Source organism: Mycobacterium sp. TH-M25, from assembly GCF_057473665.1.
In genome coordinates this window covers 1-24,504 of sequence record NZ_JBYCLA010000465.1, presented here as the reverse complement: position 1 = coordinate 24,504, position 24,504 = coordinate 1, and the positions used below count along the sequence as shown (strand labels likewise).

The window sequence follows — 24,504 nt, the reverse complement described above, 5'->3', positions numbered from 1 at the left end:
CGTAGTTCGGTGCGGGCGTGGGTTGAGCGCTCGGGGCCCCGCCCGCTTAGCATGAGCACCCTGCTGACGGCTAAAAGAGGTGAGGGGCTACGGATTTCGGCCCACGGGCCCATTGGGGCGGGGCGCAACCCTGCAGCAACCGGATGAGAAAGGCGGTCTCATCGGCGGTCTGGCGGCCGAGGTCACATTGTGACGCGGTGAGGGTCGCGGTGGCCGCCGCAGCGCAGGTAACGTACGACTGTGATCGAGACGGCGGTGCTCCGGGAGCTGGTGGAATCGGAATGCATTCCGACACCAGTGATCGACTGGCTGGTGAACGGTCACTGGTCGCCGCCGGTGCTGGTGTGCGATGTGTCATATCCTCGCGCTGATTACTCGGGGCTGCTGGAGTTCTGACCGAGGCGGCCGGGTGCGTTGAGAGCGCGAAGGCCGCTCGATAGCGAGGCGAACCGACCGTATTCTTGGCCGGCCGCGGTCGTTTTCTCGCCGAGCCAAATCCCGATGATTTGCGGGAATCCGTGTGCGGTCGGCGTCCAGACCGGGCCTCCGGAGTCACCGGGGATACTCGGCGGCATCCCGGTAGTCAGGTACTGGTCTTCACCTTGGCCGGCGGCGATCTGGCCGCACTGCTGGCCGCTGGACACGCCCATGCGGCAGACGTTCTCGCCGATCTGGGGCTCGGGTTGGCCGTCCATGAAGGGCATGCGGTGGTTGACGATAAACGCCGATGCCAACGAGTTGCTGCTGAAGTCGATCAGCGCATAGTCCGCGCCGCCGCTGCGGGGCGGCGCGGACACGGTACGCACGAAGTCTCCGGTGAGCCCGTTGTTCTTGTCGCGCGCATACCCCGATGCCGGATCGGCGCGGCAGTGTCCGGCGGTGATGGCGTAGGTATGCATGTCGGCGCCGGTGTAGACGTAGCCGATCGTGCAGAACTGGTTGCGCCCGGAAGAGTTGATGTAGTCGACCTCTTCGCCAGGGCTCACGACGGTCAGGGAGGCGTGTGAGCAGGGTGAGCCGCCCAGCGCCAGAGCTGCCGTGGTGAGCAGGCCTGTAGCGGTAGCGGTGAGTCTGCGGGTTGCGGTGCGCATGGGTCGGTCACCTTTTGAGGTTCTAGGCGGCCCGCGGGTGGCGCAGGCGGCGTTCGGAGCGCAGTTGCGCGCGGGCGGTCATGCTGTCGATCCAGGCGCGGGCGGTGTTGGCCGCGGGCCCGGGCCGGCCTGCGGCCGCGGCGATCGCTGCAGCGGCCCGGTTGGTGATGATGATCTCGAAACGCGTTGTCATGCAGTCTCCTTCAGACGGGGGTTCGAGTGAACCGGTGAGCGGCCAGTGTTGCGCCGGTAGTCGCGGGTGAGCCGCTCGAGAAGTCCTTCGACGGTGTGCGTGGCGCTGGATGCCACCGGTGACTGGTGCTGGTTGCTGTGGCATCGGAGCTCGTCGTGGATGTGTTGCACTGCGCGCAGCTGGTCGGCGGCTTCAGCGAGCCACCGCGCCCCGTTGCGCGCGCTGCCGGGCACCCGGCCGCGCCGGTCGTGGTGGGCGCGCGCTTCCCGCAGGGCGCTGTCGAAACGATCGACGGCCCAGCGGGCCTTGGCGGCGCTCGCCAAGGCGTGCAGCTCGGCGGGGGTGATGACGGCGAAACCCCCGAAGGGGTCGTTGCGGTCCCACAGCCCGGCGTCGACGTGGTCGGTGACGTCGGCTTTGTCCGCGTCGATGGCGGGCACGAGCAGCACCACCCGGGCGGCGCTGGCAAGCAGACGGTTGTGCAGGTTGATCGCGCGCTGATATCCGGCGAGGTCCCGGTCAGCCACGATGGCGACGTTGAGTCCGGCGAATGCGTCGGCCAGCTCAGCGGGGAAGTTCGCGGCCCCTTGGGCGTTGGTGGTGGCCAGGCGACCCAGCGCGGTCAGGGTGTCGGCGTCCTTCTCACCTTCGGTAACCCACACCCATGCGCCGGTCTTGGCCGCGCGCTGAATTGCGTTGGGCCGGTATAGCACCGGGGTGAATCCAGGGGGCTTTCGGTACACCCAGTGGTGTGCGTCGCGATAGCGCTGGCGGAACCGTTTGTGGGGATCGCCGGCGCACGCGCATTCTTCGCGAATGACCTGCTGCACTGGTTGGCCGGAGAGGGCCAGGTAGGTGTAGATCCGGACCCGGCGCCACTGATGCTCGACGTGTTGGCGGGGTGCGGTGATCCGCGTGGGCAACGGTCCTAACCCGCGAGCTCGACCGGGCGCTTTCGGTTGTGCGGTGCGGGTCCAGCCCTGGCCGGTTGTGGTGGCGGGGTTGTCGAACAGATCAGCCAGACGCAGACCGAGGGCACCGGCGATCTCGGCCGCCGAGGCCTGGCAGCTAAAGCAGTGCAGCAGCACCGCCCCGCCCCGCCCGGCGCGAGTGTTTTCACGCCACCCCACCGACAGTGAGGGGGAGTGGTCGGTGTGCAGAGGGCAGCTGGCCATGAAGGCGTCACCGCCACGCGGGCAGATGGTCTGCCCTGCCGCCTGCAGGGCGTCGCGCACCTGGTCCAAAGCGGTTCCGGGTGAACGGGTCTGCGCTGTGCTGGCCATCACGGAGCCTCCTTGTCGATGACCGTGTGCACCACGGCGTAGGCCGCGCGGGTATGCCGGATGCTGTCGTCGAGGAAGGTGGCGACATCGCGGCCGTCGCGGCCGTCGACAAACTCGACGTCGTAGACGGTGTCACTGCGCAACTGCTCAAGACTGCTCGCGGCCTTCTGCAGGGCCTTCACGGCATCAGACAGGTGAGTGAGCAAATGGCTTCGCGTTTCGACGATTTCGTCGATGCGGTCCAGGTCGGCGAACTCGGCAACTGCTTGCTCGAGTGCGGCGTCGGTGTACATCGGTGTGAGTCCTTTCCGGTCAACGGGTCTAGGCGGCCAGCAGAGCGACGCGATCCGGACGGAAACCCGACCAGTGCACCGTGGGGGAGACGCAGACGACGGGTGCGCCCAGGTAGCCCAGACTCATCACGTATTCGCGGGCCTCGGGATTTTCGGTCAAATCGATTTTCTGGTATTCGATGCCCCGCTTGTCGAGCGCTTTAAACGTCGCAGCGCACTGCACGCAGGCCGGTTTCGTGTAAACCGTGATTGCGGACATTGGTCGCCTCCTTCGCAAATGGTTGGTGCTGCGTTCGATAATCAAATATTACCGGTGCTAGTGACCCTATGCCATGGTCACGCAAAAGAATTCCGGGCAGTTGTGGATAGTTCTCCACAGCATTGAGATTCGGGAGAAAGCACACTCTTCCTATGCCGATATCCCGCGCATGCACGTGCGCTACACGCCCGCGTGAGCTGCGCAATCGCGCTATCGTACAAGGGAGGACTGACAAGGTCAGCAGCTCGGGAGTGCGCGCCGTGAATTCACGCTGATTCTCGTTACTCGCGACTCGGTAGGAATCGGTAAACGGCAGCATTTGGTCCGCGTTCCTTTGTTGATATTCCGGCGCTGACTTGTCGCGCGTAATCGTTAAATACACCACTGCGCACATGTGTCGCCCGTTCTTCTTACTCCAATTTCAACCATTTTCTCTTCCTATCGATCATTCACGATTTCGACCGGCCAGCGGGCCACGGAGCGCAAGGCTCGGCTGCGAAGTTTTCCCAGTGAGCGTCAGCGAGCAGCTCGGGGAACGTTCACCTGCCTGTTGGCGTGCGGCCACGCGGAGGCCGGCGCCTTGCAGGAATCCTTCCGGTTCAAGATCAACAGGCCCAAGCCCGCATCGTGTTTCAATTTCCCGACATAAGGTTGAACCGCCGCCGCGATAGGTGGGGCCAAAACCGGCAGCCCTGACCCCACCCGAGCGCCGCGCTACTCCTTTACCGCATCGGCCAAATACTGCTCGTACACCTTGTCGGCGTCCTTGGCTTTGGTCACAACTTCCTCGACGGGAGCCAGCGGATAGTCGTTGTCGGCCAGCCACCGCAGATACTCGCCGCTGCCGACGTGATGGCCCCACCCGTCTGCATTGTTGCGCCAGGCATCCTTGGGGGTCCGCGATTCCAGCGCACCGAGCACCAGGGCCAGCGTGATCACCTGGGCACGCCCGTCGCCGTTGGCAGGCAAATCGGCCACCAGCTTGGCCACGGCCTGGCCGCTGTCCACTCCGAGCAGTGCAGCCGTCGTGTCCAGCGCATTGTGGCTGGTGAGCAAGAAGCTGTCACGAGCCAGGCAGTCGGCGATGAAAAGGGCGGCAACCTTGGGAGGTGTTTTGCGCGCCAACAGCTTCCGGACGAACTCACGCCGTACGCTCAGAGCCGCATCACCGAGCTTATTGAGCGCCAACACTTTCCGGCGCTCGCGCTTCTCAGCTTCGGTGCGTTCGGCTTCGGCCTGCTGGCGTGCAGCCTCACGCGCCTCGTCATCCAAGTCGACCGGTTCGCTGGTGTTGGTGCCCACGATTCCCGCGCGCCGTAAGAACCAGTCCTCGGGTGCCAGCCCCGCAGCACGGTAGTCAATGCAGTAGTACTCCGGGACGAAACCCGTTGTCTCGGTGACGGTTTTGGCGTGGCATAGGCGCTCGGCGGGTTCGGCGTCGGGCTGGCCTTCGGTGTTGTCCCAGTCCACGGTGTCCTCGTCGACGATCTCACCGGTCTGCACGTCGCACAGTGCGGTGTCCTCGTAGAGCAGCACAGCCCAGTGTGCGGGGTTGGAGACGGCCTTGTCGTCGGCTTCGGCCCCCTCTGGGGTCAACAGGTAGTGCAGCGGTATGCAGTCCGGGTTCCACGACTCGGGCCGCTGCTCAAGCACGGCGAATCCCTTGTCGGTGTAGACCTGCGCGGCGCGGGCTTCGGCCTCGGCTGAGGCACGTTCTTCGCGCAGTTGGGCAAGGGTGTGCTCGAATCGGGGAGTGCTTGCCGCGCTGATCAGCCGCTCAACCGCGCCGGGCATGTCCTCGAACTCGGTGATCGCCGCTGCTTCGGTCAGGCTGAGCTGCCCGCTGGCCAGCGCATCCATCGCGGTCGAGGATTTCGCTGCGGTAGCTGCAGCCTTCACGGCCTCTTTCCCGATCGCCAGCTTCTTGGCCACTTTGGTCACCGACACCCCAGCATCGATCATCTGCTGGATCCCACGCGCCCGCTGAGCGTCGGTGAGTTGCGTGCGCTGCTCGTTTTCCACGATCTGCTCAGAGACCCGCTCCACCAGCTGATCAGCCTCATCGCTGGCTGTCGCGGGCCGCACATAGACCGGGACGGTGGTCAAGTTGGCTTCGCGAGCGGCCAATGCCCGCCGCTGCCCGGCCCGAACCCAGACCGTCCCGTCAGGACCGCGCACGGCGGCGAGCGGGATCAGTACGCCGTGCTCTTTGATGCTGGCCACGAACTGAGCGTCGAGGTCGGCGGTGTCTCGCACGTTGAGTTCCAACGTCAAGCTATGCGGGTCGAGGTGTTCCAACGTTCCCATGGGCTGCGAGGTACGGGTTTCCACGAGATCGGTGTTGGTTGTGTCGGTCATGACTGAACCTTTCTAGGGAGGCGCGCGCGTGGCCGCCTGTTCTTTTTGCCTTCTGGCAATGAAGATTTGGCCCGGCATAGGGACGCGGAGTGCAAGGTCCGGGCGCACAGTTGGCCGACGCGAGCGAAGCGAGTGAGTCGGCCAACTGTGCGAGCCTTGGGCCCGTAGCGAAGCGGAGGCCGTGGCCTCGGCGCGCAGCGGACCGCCGGGCAATAATCGAAAAAGCCAGAAAGGCAAAGAAACACGGGCTTGGACCCCCAAAGGTCCAAGCCCATCCACTTTCCCATTGTGGCTTCTCAAGTTTGATGTCCATTTCTCAACTCAAATGTCCACTCGATGTCCAATTGGACATTTCGGTGAGAATTCGTGTCGCGGCGGCGAGCGGACAAGCTATGCGGCGGCGACTCGCTGAATTCCGCGTCGTGAGACAGGAAACGAGACACTGCGACCTGGCGTTACGCCCGCGCCATACGTGCTGCGGTAACCGTCTCGTTTCTCTAGTTCTCGGACTGTTCGCCGGGCAGCTTGCGCCGACTCGGAACCCGCAGGTCGACGAATCTCAAAAGCCTTGTCAGAACTCGCGTCTCGCAAAGGTGGTGCCGCAGACTTCTGCTACAGCTTGAGCCATGAGTAGTCCCTACCTCCTCGGCCTGGCCCTAGTCAGCACCGAACATCAGTCACTGGACCAGCAGACCGACGCTCTCGTCGCGGCCGGTGTTCCCGCCGACCGGATCTACTCCGATAAGGCCAGTGGATCGGCCGGCACACCGCGGCCGGGACTCGAAGCGCTGCTCACTGTCGCCCGTCCCAGTGACCTGCTCGTGGTGGTAGGCGCCGACCGAGTCGGTCGCGACCTCCCCGAAATGAGCGCGACGCTCCGGGATCTGCGAGATCGCCTGCATGCGACCCGCTGGGAGGATCGCTGGGTCACCCGAGCAGAGTGGATCAGCGAGGTGACCTACAGCCGCAAGTCCGCCGCGCAGTGGCGTCGCGCCAACGGTTGGCTGTCCGTCGCTGAGGCCGCCGCGTTGCTCGGGATCACCCGGCGGGCGCTGAACGTGAGGATCAACAGGGGGACGCAGCCCGCGGTATGCGCCGGCTCCGACACTCCAACGTCCGGGGCGTGGTTGATCCGCGCCGCGGACGTGCATCGCCAGGTCGCGTAGCGTCTGGCTCCCAACCAAAGGAGGAACCACGGTGAGCTACCTCGACCACAGACACGCGGCTCAAGCGAAGGCTCATGCGTACGTCCGCGAAGTACTCGACCTGGACCCCCTCGATCCGCTTCCTGACGACTACCGAGCTCGCAACGACTACGACGATCGCCTGAAGGCCTTCCTCGCCGGCGTGTACTGGGCTCTGGATGAGCTGCCGAACGAAGCGGAAGACGACCGGCGAGTTTAAGAACGTCAGTTCCTGTAACGCCCTGTCACCGCGCGGAGAGACGTGGGGCGGCTCAGCGAGCGCCGGGAAGCCCTCCATCACGTCCGTCGACATACTGCTGCGCGGCGTCTCGGGCGGCCTCGAACGATGGGTAACGGCCGATCTCCTCGTGAATGTCCCCGTCCACGGTCAGCGTGAGCGTGAGGACGTCGTCGATGTGCTCGGGCGACTCCGACGGCCACACCTCCATGAAGACCGCGCCGTCACCGATCCTGGCGATCGCGCCGTGCTTGACCACCAGGCCGGGCATCAGCGCCCCGGCTGCTTCGTCGTAGGACTCGCTGACAGGCATCCAATCCAGCTGCGACATGATTCCTCCTCTTGGTGGGCTCGCCGGGTTGGTCCGCCCTCACTTATTACTGGGGCGAGGGCCGTTCGTTTACAGGGTCAGCCGTTAGTTCCGCTCACTCCGGGACCGGAACTCCACCCATTTCGCACCACTGCGCGAGCGGATCACCAAGGCGGTCGTGCACCACTGCCTCCGGCACGTTCGCGTACCGCGCTAGCGACAGCAGATGGGTCCGCGTCGCGATGGCGGCCAGCACGGTGACCTTGGCCGTCGTCCCAGCCGACGAGTGCACCGCCATCGTCGGGACGCCGTACTCGGTCCGGCCGGTGAGGAGCGACTCCGAGATCCCCGACTGCTTGAAGCGCCCGTGCGTCGCCGCCGACAGCAGCGCGTACGGCTTGCTAACCTGGTCCGCCCCGAGGCCGGAAGCCGCGAACATCTCCAGTACGACCTGCGTCTCCGATGCCGGCCTTTCCCCGTCACACTGGCGGGAACTAACCAGGTGCGGCGCCTGCCAGTCCTTCGCCTTCGCCGAGCGCACGACCCGGAGTCCGGCCTTCGCTCCAACCGCTACGAGATCGTCGGCCAACGTGGCGATGTCCTCGCGTGAAGCCTCATCGCCGAAGTCCCACGGGGCGCCGTAGAGGGCGCCAAGCTCCTCGTTTAGGTAGCGCTGCAGTCGCTCCTCGCGCGTGGCGCCGTCGAGGATGAACCACGCCTTGGCGGCCGTCGCCACACAAGTCCGCCCCAACGGGTACGGCGCGAAGAACACCCCCATCGCCGGAAGAACCGCTGCCATCCCGCGGTGTAGGTCGAGCTGCACCGCGACGTCGTAGACCTGGTTGGCCGTGAGACGGATGAAGATCTTCTTGGTGCGGGTGCCGACGTGCTCGCCGTCCACGGCGCGGTCGCTCAAAGCGGCGCTGGGAATCGTCGAGAAGGGGTAGGCGAGCTTGTCCTTGATCAGGGCTTCTACTGCGTCGGCGAAGCGGAGAATGGTGTCGGCGAGCATCATGTACGGCTCGAGCGGAACACCTGACGTGCGATTCGTTGCGTTTCCTGTCATGGGGCGGACGCTACGCGGGAGGGGTGCAGGGAACCGTTCACCAACCGGGTGCGTCTAATCCGTCATGGACGAGTACAGCAAGACCTCGACGGCCCAACGCTGCCGGCCGCCGTTGAGCAGTACCTGGCCGAGCAGCGGGCGTGGCACCGTTTTCTGCGCGGGACCGGCGCGGTGAACGACGCGGAGGCGCGGCGGGAGCTGTCGCGGTGGGCGGCTCTGTGACCACTACGGATCCGGCTGGATGAACAACGCGCGGTGGAACTGCGGTTGTCCGTCCCTGTGGTCGAAACGCTGCCACCCGAGCGACGACCAGAACGCATCGGCGTCCTCGCTGTATGCGAACAGTCGACGCCCGTGGTGGAGCTCCGCGAGACCCTCCACCACGCGGGTCCCGATCCCGCGACGAGTCGCGGCGGCGGCCACCTCGATGAACTGGATCTCTAGGCGTCCTCCGCCAAGCTTCGGCACGCCCACGTACTCCGGGTTGATCCCGCCGGGGTCGTCGAACTCGACGCGGGCGACCTCGATGCCATCCTCCATGACTTGCACGAACCACGGTTCGCTCACGGAGTGGTATCTGGGCTCGTCCCACCACTGGTCGTTCTCGAAGTCCACCGACCAGTCGAACGGCGGCACCCACGAGTACTTGCTCGCGGAACCGCGGCGGTGATCGACGAACTGGAGGGGCATAGAGCGGAGCCTATTACTGGGGGCAGACAGAGCGTCCCACTCAACCGCGGCGGGTTGTCCGTACATGCAGCTAACCTGCGCGCATGGGAACTTCCCCGTGGACAGGTCCGGTCATCCTGACCCTCTGCTTGTCGGTCCTGGCGCTCGTGGTGTCAGCCGTCGCCCTCGGATGGCAGGTGATCTCGTGGCGCCGCAGCGGGCCGCGGGTCCGGGTCACTTCGAAGTCGGGTTTCGCCGCCGCTGAGCCTTTCGTGTCGATCGAGATCACCAACGCGGGGCGCCTTGCCACCGAGATCAGCCAGATAGCGTTCCAACTCTCCGGCCTGGACGACCAGAACCAGGTCTTGATGTTCCGTGACGTGCTGGGAGACCTGGTGACGATGCCGGTACCGCTGGCTCCGGGGGCGACGGTGAGCAAGATGTTCGCGGCTGGCGCGGTACTCGAGGTTCTGGACACCAACGGGTTTGCCGGCACTGAGGCGCGGCCGTATGCGATCACAGGGCACGGGCGCACCGAGGGTGATCAGTTCGACCTACGCAGCCGGGTGCAGATGCTGGTGGAAACGGCTGAACGACAGTCGTAGGTCAGGGGTGCGAGTAGTGTTTGTCCCGCACCGGTAGCAGCTGACGTCTCATGTGTGCCGGAGGCGGCGCTGGTGTGTGCCCGCGAAGCACGCGAACGGGTCGTACGCCGGAGCGGTGACCCGTTCGAGCAGCGGGACGTGCGACTCCCAGTCCCATCCCAGCCACCTCGCGACGCGCACCCCGGTCGGCACGTTCGCGTAGTGCTCGATGTCGACGTCCTCTTTGAGCTCGACGCGTGCCACCTCGGCGCCGGCCTCCAGCACCTGGACGTACCAGGGGTGCTCGGTGTCGTAGAGGAGCGGGTTCCACCAGTGCGGGTTCGCATAATTCACTGCCTCGTCGAAAGGCGGCATCCACGAGCGATCGTCCAAGGGGCCGGGACGGAGATCGATCAACTCCAAGGTCAACGCGGCCACCGCACTCGGCTCCTCACGCGGCCTGTGCCGGTCGTATCCGCGCATCCAACTCCGCGGCGGCTGTGACCATGAACCGCGGGCATGGACGGTACGGGAACCCGCACGCCTCCAGGTACTGCTGCAGCGGCATCACCCCCACCTGCCGCCAGGTCCGGATCAGGTTGGCCACCTCAACCCTGGGCGTCTCCGCCATGCCCTCCAGCAGCAGGAGATCGGAGATCGAGACGACAGCGGGCGCCAGCATCCTGCCCCCGCGCGCCGCCATCATCTCGCGTGCACAGATCCCGACGAGCATCATCGACGTCGGCGTGCTCGGTAGTCCCACGTCGGGCACGACGACGAAGGGCGCGAACGTCGTATCCGTGAACGATCTTCCGTCCCAGCCGCGTTCGGTCAGGTGGTCGATCACGGACTCGAACTGACGCGCCTTCTTGCTAGTCAGGAACGCTTCGAGGTTGGAGGCGAAGTCCTCGCCGCTGCCCCATCCCTCGGCCAGCGGTTGCCTCAGCGGGCGGTGCGTCGCGTCGATGAGCCAGGCGAACCGGCTATCGGTCGGCAGCATCCAATCGCACGCCTTCGGCCGGCCGCCGCTCCTCACTGTCCACGCGGCCTGCATCTCCTCTTCACCGACGATGGAGCCGAACACCGCACTGTTCGCAGCGATGCGGGCGATGATGCGACCGACGATCTGCTCGAACTGGTGCTTGACCGCATCCTGGAACTGCTTTGCCCGCTCCGGCTTTCCCTGCTCTATGAAGCCCTGCTGAACATCGAACTCGGGGGCGTTCCCGAAAAACCGGTCCATGCCCCACTGCGCCCGGAGCGCGAGCACTGCGCCGTCGCCGAGGAACGGGAACCGCGTGAACGTGTACCGCTGCGATCGGATGTCGCCGCGCTCTCGATCCTGCTGCGACATGGCGCGGAATTCGTCGAGGTCGCGGACCATGTTCCGCTTGATGTACTGCACCACTTCGTCACTGACACCGTGCTCGTGGAGTGCGCCTATGTCGAAGCGGGCGCGCCCTGTCCGGAGAACCGACGCGATGACGTCGCCCGCCCGCAGGAACTCGTCCATGCTGATCCCGGTGGCTTCACGGAACGTGTCGGCTGGGGTCGCACCGAGCTGGTCGCCCACCTTCTCCGCCCATGGCTGGTACCAGAACTCGTGAGCCATGCACTTCATCTGCTCGGGCAACCGAGAGGCGTTGAACATCATCGACGCCGCCTCGTCCACCGCCATCTCGTTGGCGAACTCTATGAGCTCGTCCTCCGACATGCCCCGCATCTCCGCGTCCATCTGGCGTATGTCCATCGCGTTGAACCGAGCTGCCCGGCCACTCGGGGTGTCGTGGTCCTCGTTCACCGACAACAACAGCTGGAGCAGGGCGTCGTCGTCGGCGTCGCGCTCGCGCGGCGCTTCGCCGGCCTCGATGATCTCCCGCATGAGCCGGACCATAGTCTGCGGTGGCGCCAGCCGATGCCCAGCCACGAGTTGCTGCCGCACCGGCTCGTACCACTGCGAATCCACCATGCGCATCGCCTCGATCGGCAACGTCTCCGCACTGCTGAGCATCGCCGCGTCGAGCTCAGCTTGCATCTCGCCCAGCGCTACCAATACGGCTGTGCTGTCGATGCCCGAGAGTAGCGCGAGGCGTTGTTCCCGATCGAGCGGAACCAGTCCCACAGATGTCGCGGTGATCGCGTGCCGCGCCATCCCGTGCATCGCCTCTATGACACGCTGCGCCCCGACAGGGAGGTCACTCATGTCGGGCAGCTCTATCGCCGCGGGCTGAAAAGCAGGCCTGAGTGTAGGCGCAGCTGCACCGCTGCCCGTTTGCCTTGTCCTCTTCGCGATGCGCCGTTGCCGGCGTGCACGCTTTTGCTGCCGTTTCCCCATAACCATTGATGGTTGCACTGAGGGCCGACAACCGCCGACGCCCTGCGCCGACACGAAGCAATCCCTTCCAGACCGCTACAGGGTCGTTGCCTCGCAGCGCGGTCGCCGACGTCGGACGCCGGGGTTGCCACCGCCGCGGGCCATCCTCTCAAAATGTGTCGGTCGGCGTCGGTAAGTGCGGCACGACAGCCAATGACCTCGGCAACCTGGCGGTCAACATGACCCCTCGGGACAAGGGGCAGCGAGGAAGCCGGTGGGGTGCTCAGATCCGGCTCGGGAGTGGGCAATGCTGCCGTGAACCTCGGTGGTCCCGGCGGTTCCGTCGAATCGCCGGGACAGGTCAACTGCGGGTCCCGACCACGCGCCGCAGGTGAAGCAGCAGTAGGCCGACGAGGCACCGGCCAATAACTGATCCAATTGACATCACGGATAATGCCGATGATCGATGATGTTGAACCGAATCCTGTTGATGTGGAGCGTATTCGAAGCAGTCGGCAGCGAGGGGCTGCTACTTAGGCAAGAACGTCACTGTGAGGCGCGAGCGTGGTCGGGGGAGACTGGCGACGTCGGCGGCCTTGGCTTACGGCGTGTCCTCGAGCCGCGCAGCCCGGTCCTGCTATGCGAGCGAGATCTGCACAAACGTACGGTTATAGGATCCGCCACGAAGATGAGAAAAACGTGTCCGCCAGTTTGATGAGAATTTTGCAAATCCGCAGGTGCAAGTATCGCCGTCCGCCACGTGGTTTGGGGACCTACACCCATCCCATCATTCAATTTTTGTGTTGGCTCTGATCCAAACATGGCGGAATTCTCACCTTCGCGACGTAAAGGTGACGGGTCCACCACAAAGACGAGGATCGTGTCCGTGGACCTTAGTTTGGATCCACATTGGTAATACGCTGCGGCTGTTGAACTTTATTTGCCGAATTCATGAAGTAGGTTGCGCACCAATGCTATTGATGGTGCCACTAAGTGCAAGCAGCCTAGCGCGACCCCTCCTCCCTACACACAGAGGACGTCGAAATAGGCGCTCGCACGTCGTCGTGTCCGCCGCGGCGGGCGCCCGATGCCGCAGCCTGCGAGGCGCTAGTAGCTAAGGCAGTGCCGCGGCACGCAGACGCTTAGCGCTGAGTTATTCCGCCGGCTAACTCGGCAGCTTTTCCCCGCTCTTAAGCTGGCCTGCGGGCTTATTCTTAGGCAATGGGGCAGAGCAATGGAATCGACTTCATCCACGATCCTGATCTGAATATTCGGGACCTCTCATACAGCCGCAGCAGGGTGGGGCAGCTCCTGGACCTGACCAAAGGGTCATTCTTCGATATGGGATTTGGCCCGCGCGATGACGACCGAGTCGACGCATCAGAGATTGATGCTGACGGGGACTGGCCTACTGATCGGCTTGAGATTTATGTCAAGGAAAAGCCCAGGGGCCCTGGATATGTCTGTGACATCGTGTACAACTCCGAACAGCTTCCCGTAACCGTGTACGCGGTGCTAGTTAATCGTGGTCGGGGTCTAGAAGTTGCCGAGCTTGAACTCTTCCGGCGCTACTGGGGCTACTTCGATGAGGACGGTAACTACTCGCCCCCCGACAGCGTCGAGCTTCCCGACAGTCAAAATCCGCCGGCCCTAATCAACAGCGATGTCTTACGCCATGTCCCGCTCGGTGACATCATCACGCGAACCGAACGTCAGCTCGCCGACGATTCGTGGCGCACGGAGGGCATTAGATCTTTCCCCGGCCCAAACCTGATGCCCGATCAACTGAGCGAGGAACAGCGTCGCGCCTTGGAGAACTCCTCGACATCCGCAGCCCGACGCCGCGGCCGACCCGAACTTAGCGACGAGCTCCTCATTGATGTCGCCGAGACTTACGTTTGGGAGGCCGGGCGCGGTCGAGGTGCGCTCAAGCGTATGTCTGAGGTATTCGACCGCCCCGAGGCTACGATCCGCGACTGGATTGCCCTGGCCCGGCGCCGTGGCTACCTGGCGCCGACCAAGCCCGGGCGCCGAGGGGCTGCTCCTGGCCCCAACCTTCCGTCAACCCGCACGAACGATGAAACCGCCAGCGACGCAGCTCAAGTCGCGCCAAATCTTAGCCGTCAGCGCCGCCGTCATATGTTACGGATGGTTGAGGGGGAGGGGGTACTCGACGCCGATTTGCCAGAAAGCGCACGGCTGACTTATGTGGTGGGCGGCTTAGTATGCAACGACAGCGGGTTCCTACGCCAAGATGATCTAGAGGCGGGCATGGAAAATCCCGAGGTCCTCCAGGCAGCACTGGAAATCTTGGCCAAGGCTCGACAGCGCGCACACAAGCGCAGCACCGGACCCGGTCAGACAGCCTCCCCAGCACAATCCGAGGCCGGGAACTAGCTGCGGGCAAAATGAAGCGCGTTTACGAACTCGCCAAACAGCTGGGTTGGACCTCCAGCCAGCTGATCACAGAACTCAGAGAGCGCGGCGAGTACGTCAAGTCGGCAGCGTCAAGAGTCGAGGCGCCCGTGGTCAGGGCGATGATGCGTGACTTCGCCCCTGAGATATCAACACCCACAGCAGAATTCACTATGGGCATTCTCGATCCCAGAATGTACGGCCGATCAGCCGCGACGAATGATGCCAGCGACGTCAACTTATCTTTCGCCGCCGACCTTGCCCGGATCAAAGCCCAGCCCTCACCGGAAAATAACCGCAGAACTTCCCAGCACGGCTGGACGGCACCCATTCTCAGAATTTTGCTCGACGAGGTCATCGTTCCTGCCCGACCGAACCACCTTGGCGAACCGGAAGGCCCCTACTATGCGTGGGAAGTCAAGAACGCGAAAGCCCTCCACCAACAATGGGTCTGCGAACAGCTAAACGGACTCGACGGTGAGGATGACACCATCATCGAATGGATCCGGCTTACCCGAGATGGCCAACGCCCGCACTTGGCCACAGAGCTTTCGCGGTCGGGAATCGCCGTCGGCGAAGCCGCTTTACGCCTTAGATACGGTCGGATAGATCCAAACAGCGACAACATCTTTGAGCGATTCCGCGCTGGCCGCATCAGCAGGACCGAGGCTGTCTGTGAGGTCCACCAGTGGCGGCGGAATCAAAACGCTGGGTAGGCAGCGCCGCGGCATGTGTCCCGGGCCTCAATGCCAAAGTTGAGCGCCTACGAAGACGAGACGTGGTAGTCGAATTCCGCTGGAAAACAACATGATAGAAGTTCATTATCGATACGTCGCCAAATTCTGCGTTTGACTGCTGACCCGATTGATCAGAACTCGTATGCGGGATCGTCGTCGAGGATCTTCGCGAACATCGCAGTCAACCCTCCAAGGTCAGATTCGGCTCGCGCAGTGTGACACGCGCTGTGCAACTCGGTCAGGTCAGTCTTCTGCCAGTCGAGTCCGGCGCCGCGTTCGGAGAGGAGGAGGTCGAAGAACTCGCGGGTGGAGCGGCCATTGCCCTCACGGAAAGGGTGGGCGAAGTTCGCGTAGTCGTATAGGTACGCGACGGTGCCTGCGAGCTCAGCCTCGGGAACATCCTTGAGCTGGTTGAGCCGGTGGACCTCTGAGGCGACATGGGTCATCGGCTGACTGATGCTGCCCGGGGGACAGAAGGACTCTCCGCCCTTCTGGATGCCGACGGTCCGCACATCACCGGCCCAGACGTACACGTCCTGAAAGAGCTGACGGTGGATCGCGCGCAGATACGCGAGATCATATGTGCGGGCACCCAAAAGTTCGGAGCCCTCACGGAGTTCGATAACCCGTGCCTCGACGAGATCGTTCTCCGCATCCCGCAGCGCCTCGGGTGTCTGGGCGCCGACCCGGTTCCTCAGAATGCTCGTGCCGGGGATGAAATAGCCTAGCCAGTTCCGTTCGAGATCGCCGGTGTCCCAGGGATGCGGCACTCCGGGCTCGGCTACGTCAGGTTGTACCGGCGCCGGACGCGATCACGGAGTTCGGCGGCCGTGATGGTTCCGCGGGCGTAGGCGACCTGGTCGGCGCGCGTGGCGTTGGTACTGCGGGAACCTTCGAGCTCGGTGCTGCGGCGGATCGCGCGCACGGCCTTGACCCGGCGCTTGGCCTTCTGCAACTCGGTCACTCGGACACCACCTTCAGTGAAGTCCTTCCAGGATAGTCGACGCGGCTGACATCGGACGGAAGCGCGGCTACGCGGCCTGCAGCTGGCCAGCGTGGTCCCGTACGTCGACGAAGTCGTGCACTGATGCGTCAAGTTGGTTGGGATCGCGGCAGTGGATGTTGACGATGGTTCGCCGTCGCCACCATGGGGTGCAGCGAAGCGCAGGGGTCCCTGGCTCGCCCGGTAGACTCAAACGTCGCCAGCTTCGCCGCAATTTCACCAGCTTTTAACAGAGGTCCGATGCCCATCAACTGGGACAAAATCAACACCGACAACGGCGCGAAGCTGCTCCAACCACGAGACATTTTTACCGCCCTGCCCCACAAACCGTGGTCTCGGCTGCGGCCCGAGCAGGGTGAGGTACTCAAGCAGTGGTTCGACCGCCGCGACAAGCCTGACCTGGTGATTAAGCAGAACACCGGCGGCGGCAAGACGCTGGTCGGACTGCTGATTGGGCAGTCGAGCATCAACGAAGGCGTCGGGCCGGTCGTCTACCTGGTTCCCGACAATTACCTGATCAAGCAGGTGGTGGACGAGGCCCCCAGCGGGATCGCGGTGACGACCGATCGGCGAGACGAGCGATTCCTTGCTGGCGGTGCCATCTTGGTCACAACCTTCGAGAAGTTAGTCAATGGTCGCAGCGCCTTCGGTGTGCGGGGGCAGAAACCGGTCACGCAGCTGGGTGCTGTGATCGTCGACGACGCGCACTCCGCACTTGCGGCGGCTGGGCACCAGTTCTGTCCGACGTTGCCACCCGAGTGCCCCGGATTCGGCGAGTTGTTGGACCTGTTCGCTGAGGATCTCAAGCGTCAGAGCCCGAAAGCCTTCGCGGACCTGAAGGATAAGGACTACAGCGCCGCCCTCCGGGTGCCACCGAAGGCGACTGCGGAGCGGGCGGCGGCGGCGCTGGCGATCCTGAAGAAGTACGGCGACAACGACGGCATCAAGGAGTTCTATTTCGGCTGGCCGCTGGTAGCCGACAACTTGGCGATGGCCATCATCACGTTCTCGCACACCGGGGTCGAGATCAAGATGCCGTGCCCGGCCATTGACATGATTCCGGCGTTCTCCGAGGCGCGCCGGCGCGTCTACCTGACCGCAACGTTGGCGGACGAAAGCGTCCTCGTGACCGAGCTCGGTGCCGCACCCGAGAGTATTCGGGATCCGATTACCCCCGAACGAGCTTCAGACCTCGGCGATCGCATCATCCTGGCGCCGATGTCCATAAACCCAAACCTGTCCGAAGTCACCGTTCAACGGCTAGCCCGGGAGTTCGCCGATGGCGACCGGGACGGCGACGGGATCAAGACCGACAAACCGATTAACGTCGTCGTGCTGGTACCGAGCTGGCATCGGGCGGCGGCCTGGGAACAGTTCGCCGACGCAACCGTCAACGTGAAGTCGATGGGCCCGGTAATCGACCGGCTCACCGCCGGCGAACATGTCGGTGTCGTGGTTCTCGTGAACAAATACGACGGTGTCGACCTACCGCACGATGCGTGCCGACTCCTCATCGTCGATGGCATTCCCACGCCGCTATCGGGTGCTGAACAACGTGAATCTGCTGCGCTCACCGGGTCAACGATCTTCCAGGCTCGCAAGGTGCAGCGAGTCGAACAAGGTATGGGCCGGGGCATCCGCGACCTTGAGGACTATTGCGCAGTCCTGCTGCTTACCCGCGAGACGGCTCTGACGCTGCGTGACCCGAAGCTGCGGTGCTTTTACTCTCCGGTGACCCGCAAGCAGATCGAGCTCAGCCAGAAGATCGCCGACCAAATCGAAAACGAAGGAATCACCGAGATTCGCAACGCGCTCAACATGTTTCTGGAGCGCGACGACGATTGGGTCGCGGCGGCCAAGCAAGCAGTCGCGGATGTGGAGTACGACCGGGATGGCAAGATCACCGACATCGCGATCGCGCGGCGCCGTGCCTTCGATAAGGCAGCCGCCGGCAACATCGACGCGGCCATATCGCTGCTGAGCGCCGGGATTGCCACGATCACTGATGATTTGGAGGAGGGATGGTTCCTTGAAGAGCTAGCCGGCTATCAGCAACTCACCGATCCCTTGCAGGCCCAGAAGACGATCGCGAGGGCTCGCGAACTGAATCCCGGGGTAATTAAGGCAGACATCTCCCCGCCTGCAAAACCCGTGAAAGGTCCTGCGCTGCAAGGAACGGCTGCGGCCGCATATCTCAAGGAGATGTACGCCGACGCGAACGCGCTGCGGCTGAACTTCGGCACGCTGTTCGACAACATCACGTGGGGCCTGCGTGAAACACACGACCTTGCAGAACAACAAATCAAACTACTGGGCCATCATCTCGGGTTCGCGTCCACCCGACCCGACAAAGAGGAAAAAGATGGAGGCCCCGACAACCTGTGGGGCATGAATCCCACGACCAACGCGGTCATCGAGCTCAAAACGGAGGTAAACCGAGGCGATCTCCGGATCGCGAAGATCAAAGAAGCGGGCCAGCTTCTTACGTCTCTGGAATGGGATGCCCGCCGCAATCCACATGTCACCCAACGGATTCCAGTAATGCTGCACCCGAGCAACGAGCTTCACCCCGAAGCCAACTTGCCGCCGGAGACGCGCATCATCACGATGGCTGACTTGGACAAATTGCGCACCGATGTGTTGCTGTTCGCCGACGAAATTGCCGCAGCGAAGTCATGGGGTGATCCCGCGGCGGTCACCGAAGCGCTGCACCGAAACAAACTGACGGCGGATCAGATCATCCCCGCACACAGTTCGAAGTTAATCGGCCCCACCTCGCGGTAGCCGGAAGATTTTGCGGTGACCGCACACGAGCAACGCGGCAGGCAACGGGCTTGACCTCACTTTGCGCCCAGTCCCGACCGCCACGATGGCAAGCCGCACTTTCTGAGGCTAGCGTTCTGAGGCTAGCTCGCCCCCTGGCGCCACATGTGACATCATCGAACATATGTTCCCTAGGGTCCATATGTTCGACTTCTGGGACCTCTCGTCTGAGTTCCCGACTCTGTTTCGAGTGGACCGAGAGGTGCGTGTCAACACGGCACGCATTTTCCCTACCACTGGTATCCGCAAAGACGAGCTTCCTTTGTGGGTAAAAGCCTGTGGCTTACTGCTGGAGCCTGTGATGCTCGCGCGACAGGTCGCTTGGATCCGACGGGCAGATGGGGGATGGCTTGCTGTAGTGGAGATGCCCGCCAGCAGTGCCAACGGACGCTCGCGGGTCGCAATGGAGCTGTGGTTACCGCCAGAGGCGCTAGCCGTCGAGTTGGGTACAACAAGCGAACCATCCGACGAATAGTGCAAGTGGTCCCATTAGCGCTAAGCCGTATCGAGCCGATCTAGAGGAGTGCCTGGCAGCGCTGCTGGGGTAGGGGTGTGAGCAATCGCGTCGTCGATCGCGGCGTCGATCGCGTTGCAGGGGTATATCGCAGACGCGTGGTCGTCGAGGTCGGCAGAGGAGTGGGCGCCGTCTGGCGCGACAGTGATGTTGACGGTGACCGGGGAGGGTAGGTTCAGGGCCGCTAGGCGGCTCTGAACGGCAAGTGTGAGCCGTTCGGCATAGTCGCTGTGCTCGCGGCGTTCTTGCGCTGCAAGCGCGTCGCTGAGGTCGGCGATGGCTTCGTGGGCTTCGTCGTAAGCGATTTCTCCCGCAGTGGGGGGTCTGCTGTTCTCGGCTTCGTTAGTTAGTTCGGTCAGTAGGGCGATGTCGGCGGGGTCGTCGCCCCAGCCGGCTTTGGGCTGCACGACCAGATAGCCGTTGTCGTCGACGCTGATCCAGTCCACGGCGACGATGCGCGGGTCGTCCGGGGTGAAAGGGCCGGGGGGCAGGTCATCGGGGTCGGGGATGGCTTCTGCGCGCGCAGCAAGTTCAAGTTCCGCGTCTCGGTAGTCGTCGTACGCGGTGTCATTGATATCGCGCAAGATGCTGTCGACCCACAAATCGATGACGACGGGTTCCGTGCGATGTTGCAGCAGGTATTCGTCGTCGGCGCCCACGGTGGATTGTAGGGTTTGACGGACCCGCTCGGCTTCCCAGGAGCCGGGTCGGCCAGCGAGGATCTGCTCCGTGCTTCCGATGTTGGCCGCGGCTCCGGCGAGGGCCTGCGTGACGAACTCGGCCCAGTCGATGGGCAGTGCTGCCCGCGGGTCCGGATCAGGTTCCCATTCTCCTGAACTGTTCTGGCGCGCCGGCTGATTCGTCAGATGAGCAGCTTCGGTCAGGGCAGCGATGGCGTCATAGAGCACTTCGGTGTACGGGCGGGGAACCGTCGTATCGACCGGAGTCAGATAGCCCGTGTCGAACAGCGCCGCGGACAGGACGTGGCGATAGGGCTGGCCGATGATGCGTGCGACCGCGGACAGATTGTCACGCTCAGGCAGGCGCCGCACGCCGTTGACTCGCCACAGGCGCAAGTTTTCACGCGTGATGCCGATTCTGCGAGCTAGTTCGGCATCGCTGACACCGTGAGCATTCTTGTACTGGTCAATCAGCTCGATCAGGCGGGGGGTTGCCATACCGCCAAGTATTCTGCGACTATGAGGAATAGTCAAGTACTACTTGTCTCTATAGCCAAGTGTTACTTGACATAATCTCTATTATCGGAATGCAACTGTTGCGAGTTGCGTTAGATGAAAGTGCTCGCACCCTTTGACGATTGGCTCATCCGCCCCAGTTCTCGGCACTGTTCCGACGTCTGCAGTCCCGAACGAGCCGCTGCGGTAGTTGTGCAGACGCCGAGGCTAGCGTATCTTTCAATCACTTAGTGAATGATTCGGGTGTTAGGTGAAATCTTGAGCGAGCCCCGACCTCCCGGCGCCATAGCCGGCAGCCGACCACCTGCCCCGCGCTCCGCCGGGCCGCGTGCCATACGTCACTGTGACGAATTGTATTGGTGCGCCGGGCAATTGAGGCTCGCGGTGCGGTCGATTGCCAGCACGATTTCGGATGGCTGCCGACATGGCTGACGAGTTGCCGGGTTTCATTCCGCAGGTTTTGAGGCTCGACGACGTCTCTCTGCTGCGGGCTGACGAGACGGTGCTCAATGCGATGTTTGACGGCTGGCGCGCTCAGATGCTCGCACGCGGCCTGGCGGTCGACACTATCAAGGGCCGGTGCGGCGTCGTCTCTCGATTTGTCGAGTTCACCAATGAGTATCCGTGGCGGTGGCGTCCGCTTGATGTTGACCAGTTCCTGGCGGACCTGAGGTCGCAAGAGAAACCGATCGAGTTGTCAACGTTGCGTTCCTACAGCAACGCGATCTCGATGTTCTGTTCTTATATCAGCGACAGTCGATACGGTTGGGTTGCGTTTTGCGAGAAGCAATTCGGTGATGTTCCGTCGCAGATCTGCTTCGAGTGGAACACCCCGCAACACACTACCGACGATGCCGTCTCGCCCAAACGGCGAGCGTTCACGAAGACCGAATTGCAACATATGTTCGATGTCATCGACGATTTCGTCGACGACGCACACCGCACCGGTTCGAAGCGGTGGTTGACGGCGCTGCGTGACTCGATCGCATTCAAGGTCGGCTATGCCTATGGGCTCCGGCGCCGCGAGCTGGTCATGCTAGATCTAACCGACTTCGGGCCCAACCCGCATGTGCCGGCCTATGGCAACTACGGCGCACTGACAGTGCGCTGGGCCAAAGGAACCAAGGGTTCGGGTCCACGCCGGCGAACAGTGCTGACGTCACCTGAATTCGCCTGGGCCGTCGAACTTCTGCAGTACTGGTGCGACGAGGGCCGTCAGCTGTTCAGCACCGCCGAGCGCTCCCCCGCGTTGTGGCCCAGCGAGCGCGGCGGAAGATTGACGATCAGCGCCTTGGGCCGGTCCTTCGCCGCATTCCGGCAGCGAGCGGGCCTACCACCGGAGCTGAGCCTGCATGCGCTGCGGCACTCCTACACCACGCATCTAATCGAGGCCGGCTACGACCCGTTATTTGTACAGCAGCAGCTCGGGCACTCGTTCGCGTCCACGACATCGCTCTACACATCGGTGGGATCGGACTTCAAACATAGAGTGGTTCAGCAAATGATCGCACGACGACTCCGAATGGGAGACGCCGATGGCTGAGCAACGCCGAATCGGCTTCCACTGGCATCTGCGGCGAGTCATGGCAGCTCACAACCTTTGGAAGTCCACCGACCTGCGGCCGTTGCTGCGCTCGCGCGGGATCAACCTCTCCGATGCGCAGGTCTACCGCCTGGTCACCGGTGAACCGCAACGCATTCCGTCGCGGACCTTCGCCGCGCTTTGTGACATCTTCGACTGCACACCCAACGAACTGTTCGAACCCTACGTCGAGATGCAAGCGGCCGCGTCAGCAAACGCGCCCCACGCACGCGATCTGGGCATAAAGCCGGGAAGCCCGGTAGCCAAGCGGATTCGGATCGTCCAGGACGACGGTGGCACGCCCCCGCAAACCTGAAGATCCGCAGCGCTGGCCGATCGCATGCGCCCGATGCAAAAGCCACTACGAGCCGGTGGCCAACTGGCCTGACGGATCGATCTGTGGATACTGCTACCAGGCAGCTAAACGAACAACTGGCATCTGCTCCTGCGGGCACGAAGGTGTGCTGCCCGGCATCATCGATGACCGGCCCGCCTGCCGGCGGTGCAGCGGCGTCTGGATCAACGTCGACTGCGTCGGTTGCGGTGCCGAAGCTGAACTCTACAGCGGCGGACGATGCCAACGTTGCGTCCTCGAACAGACAGCCCAGCGGTTGCTTACCGACCACGAAACCGGTCTGATCGCACCGCAACTACAAATCGTCATCGACGCGCTCACCGCAATGCAGCGCCCCAACAGTGGCCTCGTATGGATCCGTCAATCTCACGTTCAGTCTGTTCTGCGTGAGCTGGCTCGCCACCCGACGCTCACCCACGAGGTCCTGGACCAACTGCCTGCCGGCCGGACGACCAACTACATGCGCAGCCTGCTCGTTGAGCACGGCGCCCTTCCGTCACGTGACGAGAGACTAATCAGTTTCCAGACCTGGGTCATCACCACTCAGCAGCGGATCACCACCGAAGAACACCGAAAAGTCCTCGCCCGTTTCATTCGGTGGGGGCTCGAGAAGCGACTCCGATCCATGAACCTCGTGACCGACTCGGCGTTCCTTCGCGCTAAACAGACCCTCACCGTGACGATCGAGTTCTGCAACTGGTTGGCCGCCGAGCACAACACCACCGTCGAACACGTGACCCAGGCTCACATCGATCTGTGGCAGTCGACCGGGCCCACCACGCGGGAACATATCCTGCGTTTCATCCGATGGGCGATCAAAGCTAAGCTCGTCACTTCGGACCTCGAGGTGACTCCTCATCGCCGCGGCACCGCACCGAGGATGTCGACCGAACAGCAAAACGCTGTCATCGAAAAAGTTGTACACCAGCAGACGCTTCACCCACGCGACCGATTCGCTGCGATCCTGATGATCGTCTTCGCTCAACGCGCCGAAGACGTCGCGGCCCTGACCTGGAGTCAGGTCAGGATCACCGCCGACATGGTGACGGTCGACCTAGCGGGGCATCCCATCGATCTCCCGCCGCCTCTCGACGAACCCATCCGTGCGCTGGCCGCAAGCAACTACAACCGTCAAACCGCGGCACATCCCAACTCGCCCTGGGTATTTCGCGGCTACCGCCCCGGCATGCACATTACGCCGACGACGCTGCGCAACCACCTACGGCCCGTTCTGGCAGCCCTCGAAGCCCGCCTGGGCACCCTCAACGAACTGACCCAGACAACTCCGATCGCCATACTTGCCGAGACACTGGGCTATAGCCCGCAGACCTTGGAAGCCCATGCCCGGGCGTCGGCTTCAACGTACGCTCGATACATCGCTACTCGACTCGACTGATTTTCCCCTGCAGCCAAGTATCTAGCCCGACCCCGCCGACAGAGCGCTGGTCCCGGCTGCCGTTAAATCTTTGACGTCCTGATACAACCGTCGCAGGTGGTCATCGGCCATGTCGAGGATTGGTTCGTACATAAAGGAATTCACATGTATGTGTTCGGGGGTCATCAACACGACATTGTCTAGGATTCTCCGCGCCGCCTCAGCCTGCGGGAAGCGCCGACGAAACTCGGTAAACAGTACCGGCGTTTGATTTGCTGCTATCGCTCCAGTGAATCCTGGGTCCGCGATGGCTTCGATCATGTATTTCTCTGCCAGCAGGCGGATGGCGATGGAGAGCACGATCTTGTTCTCGAAGTTGATGCTCGTGGCCGCACTGACGCACTGGTCCGCATCGTGGAAAATCTGGTCCGTCACAACTTGGCTGACGTCCGGCCACGCAGCATCACCGCCGAATATCCCAGAGAAGACCTTGTCGAGGTCTGCCTGGGTGAGCTGTTTGGAATCGTCCTTCCAGTGGAGGAACGAGGTGAGCAGTAAATAATCGGGATCGTCGTCTCCGCGCGTGTACTCGAGGAGATTTCTCATAAATGGTATTGATGCGAATCGCTTCATCGAGTGGTTAAAGAAACTTGGTTTGAAGT

25 protein-coding genes and 1 pseudogene are annotated in these 24,504 nt (G+C 63.0%); 11 read left to right on the top strand and 15 right to left on the bottom strand.

All coding sequences use genetic code 11. The features are described from left to right. Positions 1-240: 240 nt before the first annotated feature. The gene (locus AC2VOU_RS15855) at positions 241-396 is read left to right on the top strand and encodes a hypothetical protein (protein ID WP_486958232.1); all 156 of its coding nucleotides are present in this window, start codon (positions 241-243) and stop codon (positions 394-396) included. On the opposite strand, the gene AC2VOU_RS15850 is transcribed toward AC2VOU_RS15855, so the two are convergent. The 6 genes from AC2VOU_RS15850 to AC2VOU_RS15825 form a co-directional block, all read right to left on the bottom strand. Next, positions 372-1,091, bottom strand: a complete 720-nt coding sequence (locus AC2VOU_RS15850) for a chymotrypsin family serine protease (RefSeq protein ID WP_486958231.1) — start codon at positions 1,089-1,091, stop codon at positions 372-374. The two genes, AC2VOU_RS15855 and AC2VOU_RS15850, sit on opposite strands and share 25 nt — an antisense overlap. A 22-nt stretch (positions 1,092-1,113) precedes the next feature. After that, positions 1,114-1,284, bottom strand: coding sequence for a hypothetical protein (locus AC2VOU_RS15845; RefSeq protein ID WP_486958230.1), 171 nt, complete (start codon positions 1,282-1,284; stop codon positions 1,114-1,116). After that, the gene (locus AC2VOU_RS15840) at positions 1,281-2,567 is read right to left on the bottom strand and encodes a hypothetical protein (RefSeq protein ID WP_486958229.1); all 1,287 of its coding nucleotides are present in this window, start codon (positions 2,565-2,567) and stop codon (positions 1,281-1,283) included. The genes AC2VOU_RS15845 and AC2VOU_RS15840 overlap by 4 nt, the downstream gene beginning before the upstream one ends. Beyond that, a complete protein-coding gene (locus AC2VOU_RS15835; protein ID WP_486958228.1) occupies positions 2,567-2,860 on the bottom strand; it encodes a hypothetical protein in 294 nt (97 codons plus the stop codon). The genes AC2VOU_RS15840 and AC2VOU_RS15835 overlap by 1 nt, the downstream gene beginning before the upstream one ends. Before the next feature lie 28 nt (positions 2,861-2,888). Beyond that, a complete protein-coding gene (gene nrdH / locus AC2VOU_RS15830) occupies positions 2,889-3,119 on the bottom strand; it encodes a glutaredoxin-like protein NrdH (protein WP_486958227.1) in 231 nt (76 codons plus the stop codon). Positions 3,120-3,833: 714 nt separating this feature from the next. Further along, complete coding sequence (locus tag AC2VOU_RS15825) at positions 3,834-5,477, bottom strand: ParB/RepB/Spo0J family partition protein (RefSeq protein ID WP_486958226.1); 1,644 nt, start codon at positions 5,475-5,477, stop codon at positions 3,834-3,836. Positions 5,478-6,103: 626 nt separating this feature from the next. Here AC2VOU_RS15825 and AC2VOU_RS15820 point away from each other — a divergent pair. Both AC2VOU_RS15820 and AC2VOU_RS15815 read left to right on the top strand, forming a co-directional pair. Further along, entirely contained in the window at positions 6,104-6,643 is a 540-nt protein-coding gene (locus AC2VOU_RS15820) for a recombinase family protein (RefSeq protein WP_486958225.1), read from the top strand. 31 nt (positions 6,644-6,674) lie between these two features. After that, positions 6,675-6,881 carry a hypothetical protein gene (locus AC2VOU_RS15815; RefSeq protein WP_486958224.1) on the top strand — a complete coding sequence of 69 codons (207 nt, stop codon included), beginning with the start codon at positions 6,675-6,677 and terminating at the stop codon, positions 6,879-6,881. A gap of 52 nt (positions 6,882-6,933) precedes the next feature. Here the strand turns inward: AC2VOU_RS15815 and AC2VOU_RS15810 are convergent, their stop codons facing one another. Next, on the bottom strand, positions 6,934-7,230 hold the full coding sequence (locus AC2VOU_RS15810) for a hypothetical protein (protein ID WP_486958223.1): 297 nt from the start codon (positions 7,228-7,230) through the stop codon (positions 6,934-6,936). A 94-nt stretch (positions 7,231-7,324) separates the two neighbouring features. Further along, entirely contained in the window at positions 7,325-8,275 is a 951-nt protein-coding gene (locus AC2VOU_RS15805; RefSeq protein ID WP_486958222.1) for a hypothetical protein, read from the bottom strand. Between the two features lie 48 nt (positions 8,276-8,323). On the opposite strand from AC2VOU_RS15805, the gene AC2VOU_RS15800 reads away from it, so the two are divergent. Further along, positions 8,324-8,497 carry a hypothetical protein gene (locus tag AC2VOU_RS15800; protein ID WP_486958221.1) on the top strand — a complete coding sequence of 58 codons (174 nt, stop codon included), beginning with the start codon at positions 8,324-8,326 and terminating at the stop codon, positions 8,495-8,497. A 3-nt stretch (positions 8,498-8,500) separates the two neighbouring features. Here AC2VOU_RS15800 and AC2VOU_RS15795 read toward each other — a convergent pair whose 3' ends face one another. Continuing rightward, positions 8,501-8,965 carry a GNAT family N-acetyltransferase gene (locus AC2VOU_RS15795; RefSeq protein ID WP_486958220.1) on the bottom strand — a complete coding sequence of 155 codons (465 nt, stop codon included), beginning with the start codon at positions 8,963-8,965 and terminating at the stop codon, positions 8,501-8,503. 83 nt (positions 8,966-9,048) lie between these two features. Between AC2VOU_RS15795 and AC2VOU_RS15790 the strand changes: the two genes are divergently transcribed. After that, positions 9,049-9,549: a hypothetical protein gene (locus tag AC2VOU_RS15790; protein WP_486958219.1), complete on the top strand. Its 501-nt coding sequence runs from the start codon at positions 9,049-9,051 to the stop codon at positions 9,547-9,549. A 48-nt stretch (positions 9,550-9,597) separates the two neighbouring features. On the opposite strand, the gene AC2VOU_RS15785 is transcribed toward AC2VOU_RS15790, so the two are convergent. Both AC2VOU_RS15785 and AC2VOU_RS15780 read right to left on the bottom strand, forming a co-directional pair. Then, on the bottom strand, positions 9,598-9,966 hold the full coding sequence (locus tag AC2VOU_RS15785; protein WP_486958218.1) for a hypothetical protein: 369 nt from the start codon (positions 9,964-9,966) through the stop codon (positions 9,598-9,600). 13 nt (positions 9,967-9,979) lie between these two features. Continuing rightward, positions 9,980-11,731 carry a hypothetical protein gene (locus tag AC2VOU_RS15780; RefSeq protein ID WP_486958217.1) on the bottom strand — a complete coding sequence of 584 codons (1,752 nt, stop codon included), beginning with the start codon at positions 11,729-11,731 and terminating at the stop codon, positions 9,980-9,982. A gap of 1,332 nt (positions 11,732-13,063) precedes the next feature. Here AC2VOU_RS15780 and AC2VOU_RS15775 point away from each other — a divergent pair. Further along, positions 13,064-14,239: a hypothetical protein gene (locus AC2VOU_RS15775; RefSeq protein ID WP_486958216.1), complete on the top strand. Its 1,176-nt coding sequence runs from the start codon at positions 13,064-13,066 to the stop codon at positions 14,237-14,239. An 11-nt stretch (positions 14,240-14,250) separates the two neighbouring features. After that, positions 14,251-14,973, top strand: a complete 723-nt coding sequence (locus AC2VOU_RS15770) for a translation initiation factor IF-2 N-terminal domain-containing protein (RefSeq protein WP_486958215.1) — start codon at positions 14,251-14,253, stop codon at positions 14,971-14,973. Positions 14,974-15,125: 152 nt separating this feature from the next. Here the strand turns inward: AC2VOU_RS15770 and AC2VOU_RS15765 are convergent, their stop codons facing one another. Continuing rightward, positions 15,126-15,764 carry a Fic/DOC family protein gene (locus AC2VOU_RS15765; protein ID WP_486958214.1) on the bottom strand — a complete coding sequence of 213 codons (639 nt, stop codon included), beginning with the start codon at positions 15,762-15,764 and terminating at the stop codon, positions 15,126-15,128. An 11-nt stretch (positions 15,765-15,775) separates the two neighbouring features. Beyond that, complete coding sequence (locus tag AC2VOU_RS15760; protein WP_145010566.1) at positions 15,776-15,958, bottom strand: antitoxin VbhA family protein; 183 nt, start codon at positions 15,956-15,958, stop codon at positions 15,776-15,778. A gap of 279 nt (positions 15,959-16,237) precedes the next feature. On the opposite strand from AC2VOU_RS15760, the gene AC2VOU_RS15755 reads away from it, so the two are divergent. After that, positions 16,238-18,781: a DEAD/DEAH box helicase gene (locus AC2VOU_RS15755; protein WP_486958213.1), complete on the top strand. Its 2,544-nt coding sequence runs from the start codon at positions 16,238-16,240 to the stop codon at positions 18,779-18,781. A gap of 534 nt (positions 18,782-19,315) precedes the next feature. Here AC2VOU_RS15755 and AC2VOU_RS15750 read toward each other — a convergent pair. After that, on the bottom strand, positions 19,316-20,512 hold the full coding sequence (locus AC2VOU_RS15750) for a helix-turn-helix domain-containing protein (RefSeq protein WP_486958212.1): 1,197 nt from the start codon (positions 20,510-20,512) through the stop codon (positions 19,316-19,318). A 442-nt stretch (positions 20,513-20,954) separates the two neighbouring features. On the opposite strand from AC2VOU_RS15750, the gene AC2VOU_RS15745 reads away from it, so the two are divergent. From AC2VOU_RS15745 to AC2VOU_RS15735, 3 genes are read left to right on the top strand one after another with little or no spacing between them, the layout of a single operon-like run. Beyond that, positions 20,955-22,073 carry a tyrosine-type recombinase/integrase gene (locus AC2VOU_RS15745; protein ID WP_486958211.1) on the top strand — a complete coding sequence of 373 codons (1,119 nt, stop codon included), beginning with the start codon at positions 20,955-20,957 and terminating at the stop codon, positions 22,071-22,073. Beyond that, positions 22,066-22,428 carry a helix-turn-helix domain-containing protein gene (locus AC2VOU_RS15740; RefSeq protein WP_486958210.1) on the top strand — a complete coding sequence of 121 codons (363 nt, stop codon included), beginning with the start codon at positions 22,066-22,068 and terminating at the stop codon, positions 22,426-22,428. Before AC2VOU_RS15745 ends, AC2VOU_RS15740 begins: the two co-directional genes overlap by 8 nt. Next, positions 22,406-23,863, top strand: coding sequence for a Fis family transcriptional regulator (locus AC2VOU_RS15735; RefSeq protein ID WP_486958209.1), 1,458 nt, complete (start codon positions 22,406-22,408; stop codon positions 23,861-23,863). Before AC2VOU_RS15740 ends, AC2VOU_RS15735 begins: the two co-directional genes overlap by 23 nt. Before the next feature lie 21 nt (positions 23,864-23,884). On the opposite strand, the pseudogene AC2VOU_RS15730 reads toward AC2VOU_RS15735, so the two are convergent. Then, positions 23,885-24,504, bottom strand: a pseudogene (locus AC2VOU_RS15730) (phage infection protein); the annotation flags it as partial.

Excerpts from the sequence above, each read along its gene's own strand:
- AC2VOU_RS15850 (WP_486958231.1), bottom strand. The coding sequence starts at position 1,091 with ATGCGCACCGCAACCCGCAGACTCACCGCTACCGCTACAGGCCTGCTC.
- AC2VOU_RS15845 (WP_486958230.1), bottom strand. The coding sequence starts at position 1,284 with ATGACAACGCGTTTCGAGATCATCATCACCAACCGGGCCGCTGCAGCG.
- AC2VOU_RS15840 (WP_486958229.1), bottom strand. The coding sequence starts at position 2,567 with ATGGCCAGCACAGCGCAGACCCGTTCACCCGGAACCGCTTTGGACCAG.
- AC2VOU_RS15835 (WP_486958228.1), bottom strand. The coding sequence starts at position 2,860 with ATGTACACCGACGCCGCACTCGAGCAAGCAGTTGCCGAGTTCGCCGAC.
- nrdH (WP_486958227.1), bottom strand. The coding sequence starts at position 3,119 with ATGTCCGCAATCACGGTTTACACGAAACCGGCCTGCGTGCAGTGCGCT.
- AC2VOU_RS15825 (WP_486958226.1), bottom strand. The coding sequence starts at position 5,477 with ATGACCGACACAACCAACACCGATCTCGTGGAAACCCGTACCTCGCAG.
- AC2VOU_RS15820 (WP_486958225.1), top strand. The coding sequence starts at position 6,104 with ATGAGTAGTCCCTACCTCCTCGGCCTGGCCCTAGTCAGCACCGAACAT.
- AC2VOU_RS15810 (WP_486958223.1), bottom strand. The coding sequence starts at position 7,230 with ATGTCGCAGCTGGATTGGATGCCTGTCAGCGAGTCCTACGACGAAGCA.
- AC2VOU_RS15805 (WP_486958222.1), bottom strand. The coding sequence starts at position 8,275 with ATGACAGGAAACGCAACGAATCGCACGTCAGGTGTTCCGCTCGAGCCG.
- AC2VOU_RS15795 (WP_486958220.1), bottom strand. The coding sequence starts at position 8,965 with ATGCCCCTCCAGTTCGTCGATCACCGCCGCGGTTCCGCGAGCAAGTAC.
- AC2VOU_RS15790 (WP_486958219.1), top strand. The coding sequence starts at position 9,049 with ATGGGAACTTCCCCGTGGACAGGTCCGGTCATCCTGACCCTCTGCTTG.
- AC2VOU_RS15780 (WP_486958217.1), bottom strand. The coding sequence starts at position 11,731 with ATGAGTGACCTCCCTGTCGGGGCGCAGCGTGTCATAGAGGCGATGCAC.
- AC2VOU_RS15775 (WP_486958216.1), top strand. The coding sequence starts at position 13,064 with ATGGGGCAGAGCAATGGAATCGACTTCATCCACGATCCTGATCTGAAT.
- AC2VOU_RS15770 (WP_486958215.1), top strand. The coding sequence starts at position 14,251 with ATGAAGCGCGTTTACGAACTCGCCAAACAGCTGGGTTGGACCTCCAGC.
- AC2VOU_RS15755 (WP_486958213.1), top strand. The coding sequence starts at position 16,238 with ATGCCCATCAACTGGGACAAAATCAACACCGACAACGGCGCGAAGCTG.
- AC2VOU_RS15750 (WP_486958212.1), bottom strand. The coding sequence starts at position 20,512 with ATGGCAACCCCCCGCCTGATCGAGCTGATTGACCAGTACAAGAATGCT.
- AC2VOU_RS15745 (WP_486958211.1), top strand. The coding sequence starts at position 20,955 with ATGGCTGACGAGTTGCCGGGTTTCATTCCGCAGGTTTTGAGGCTCGAC.
- AC2VOU_RS15740 (WP_486958210.1), top strand. The coding sequence starts at position 22,066 with ATGGCTGAGCAACGCCGAATCGGCTTCCACTGGCATCTGCGGCGAGTC.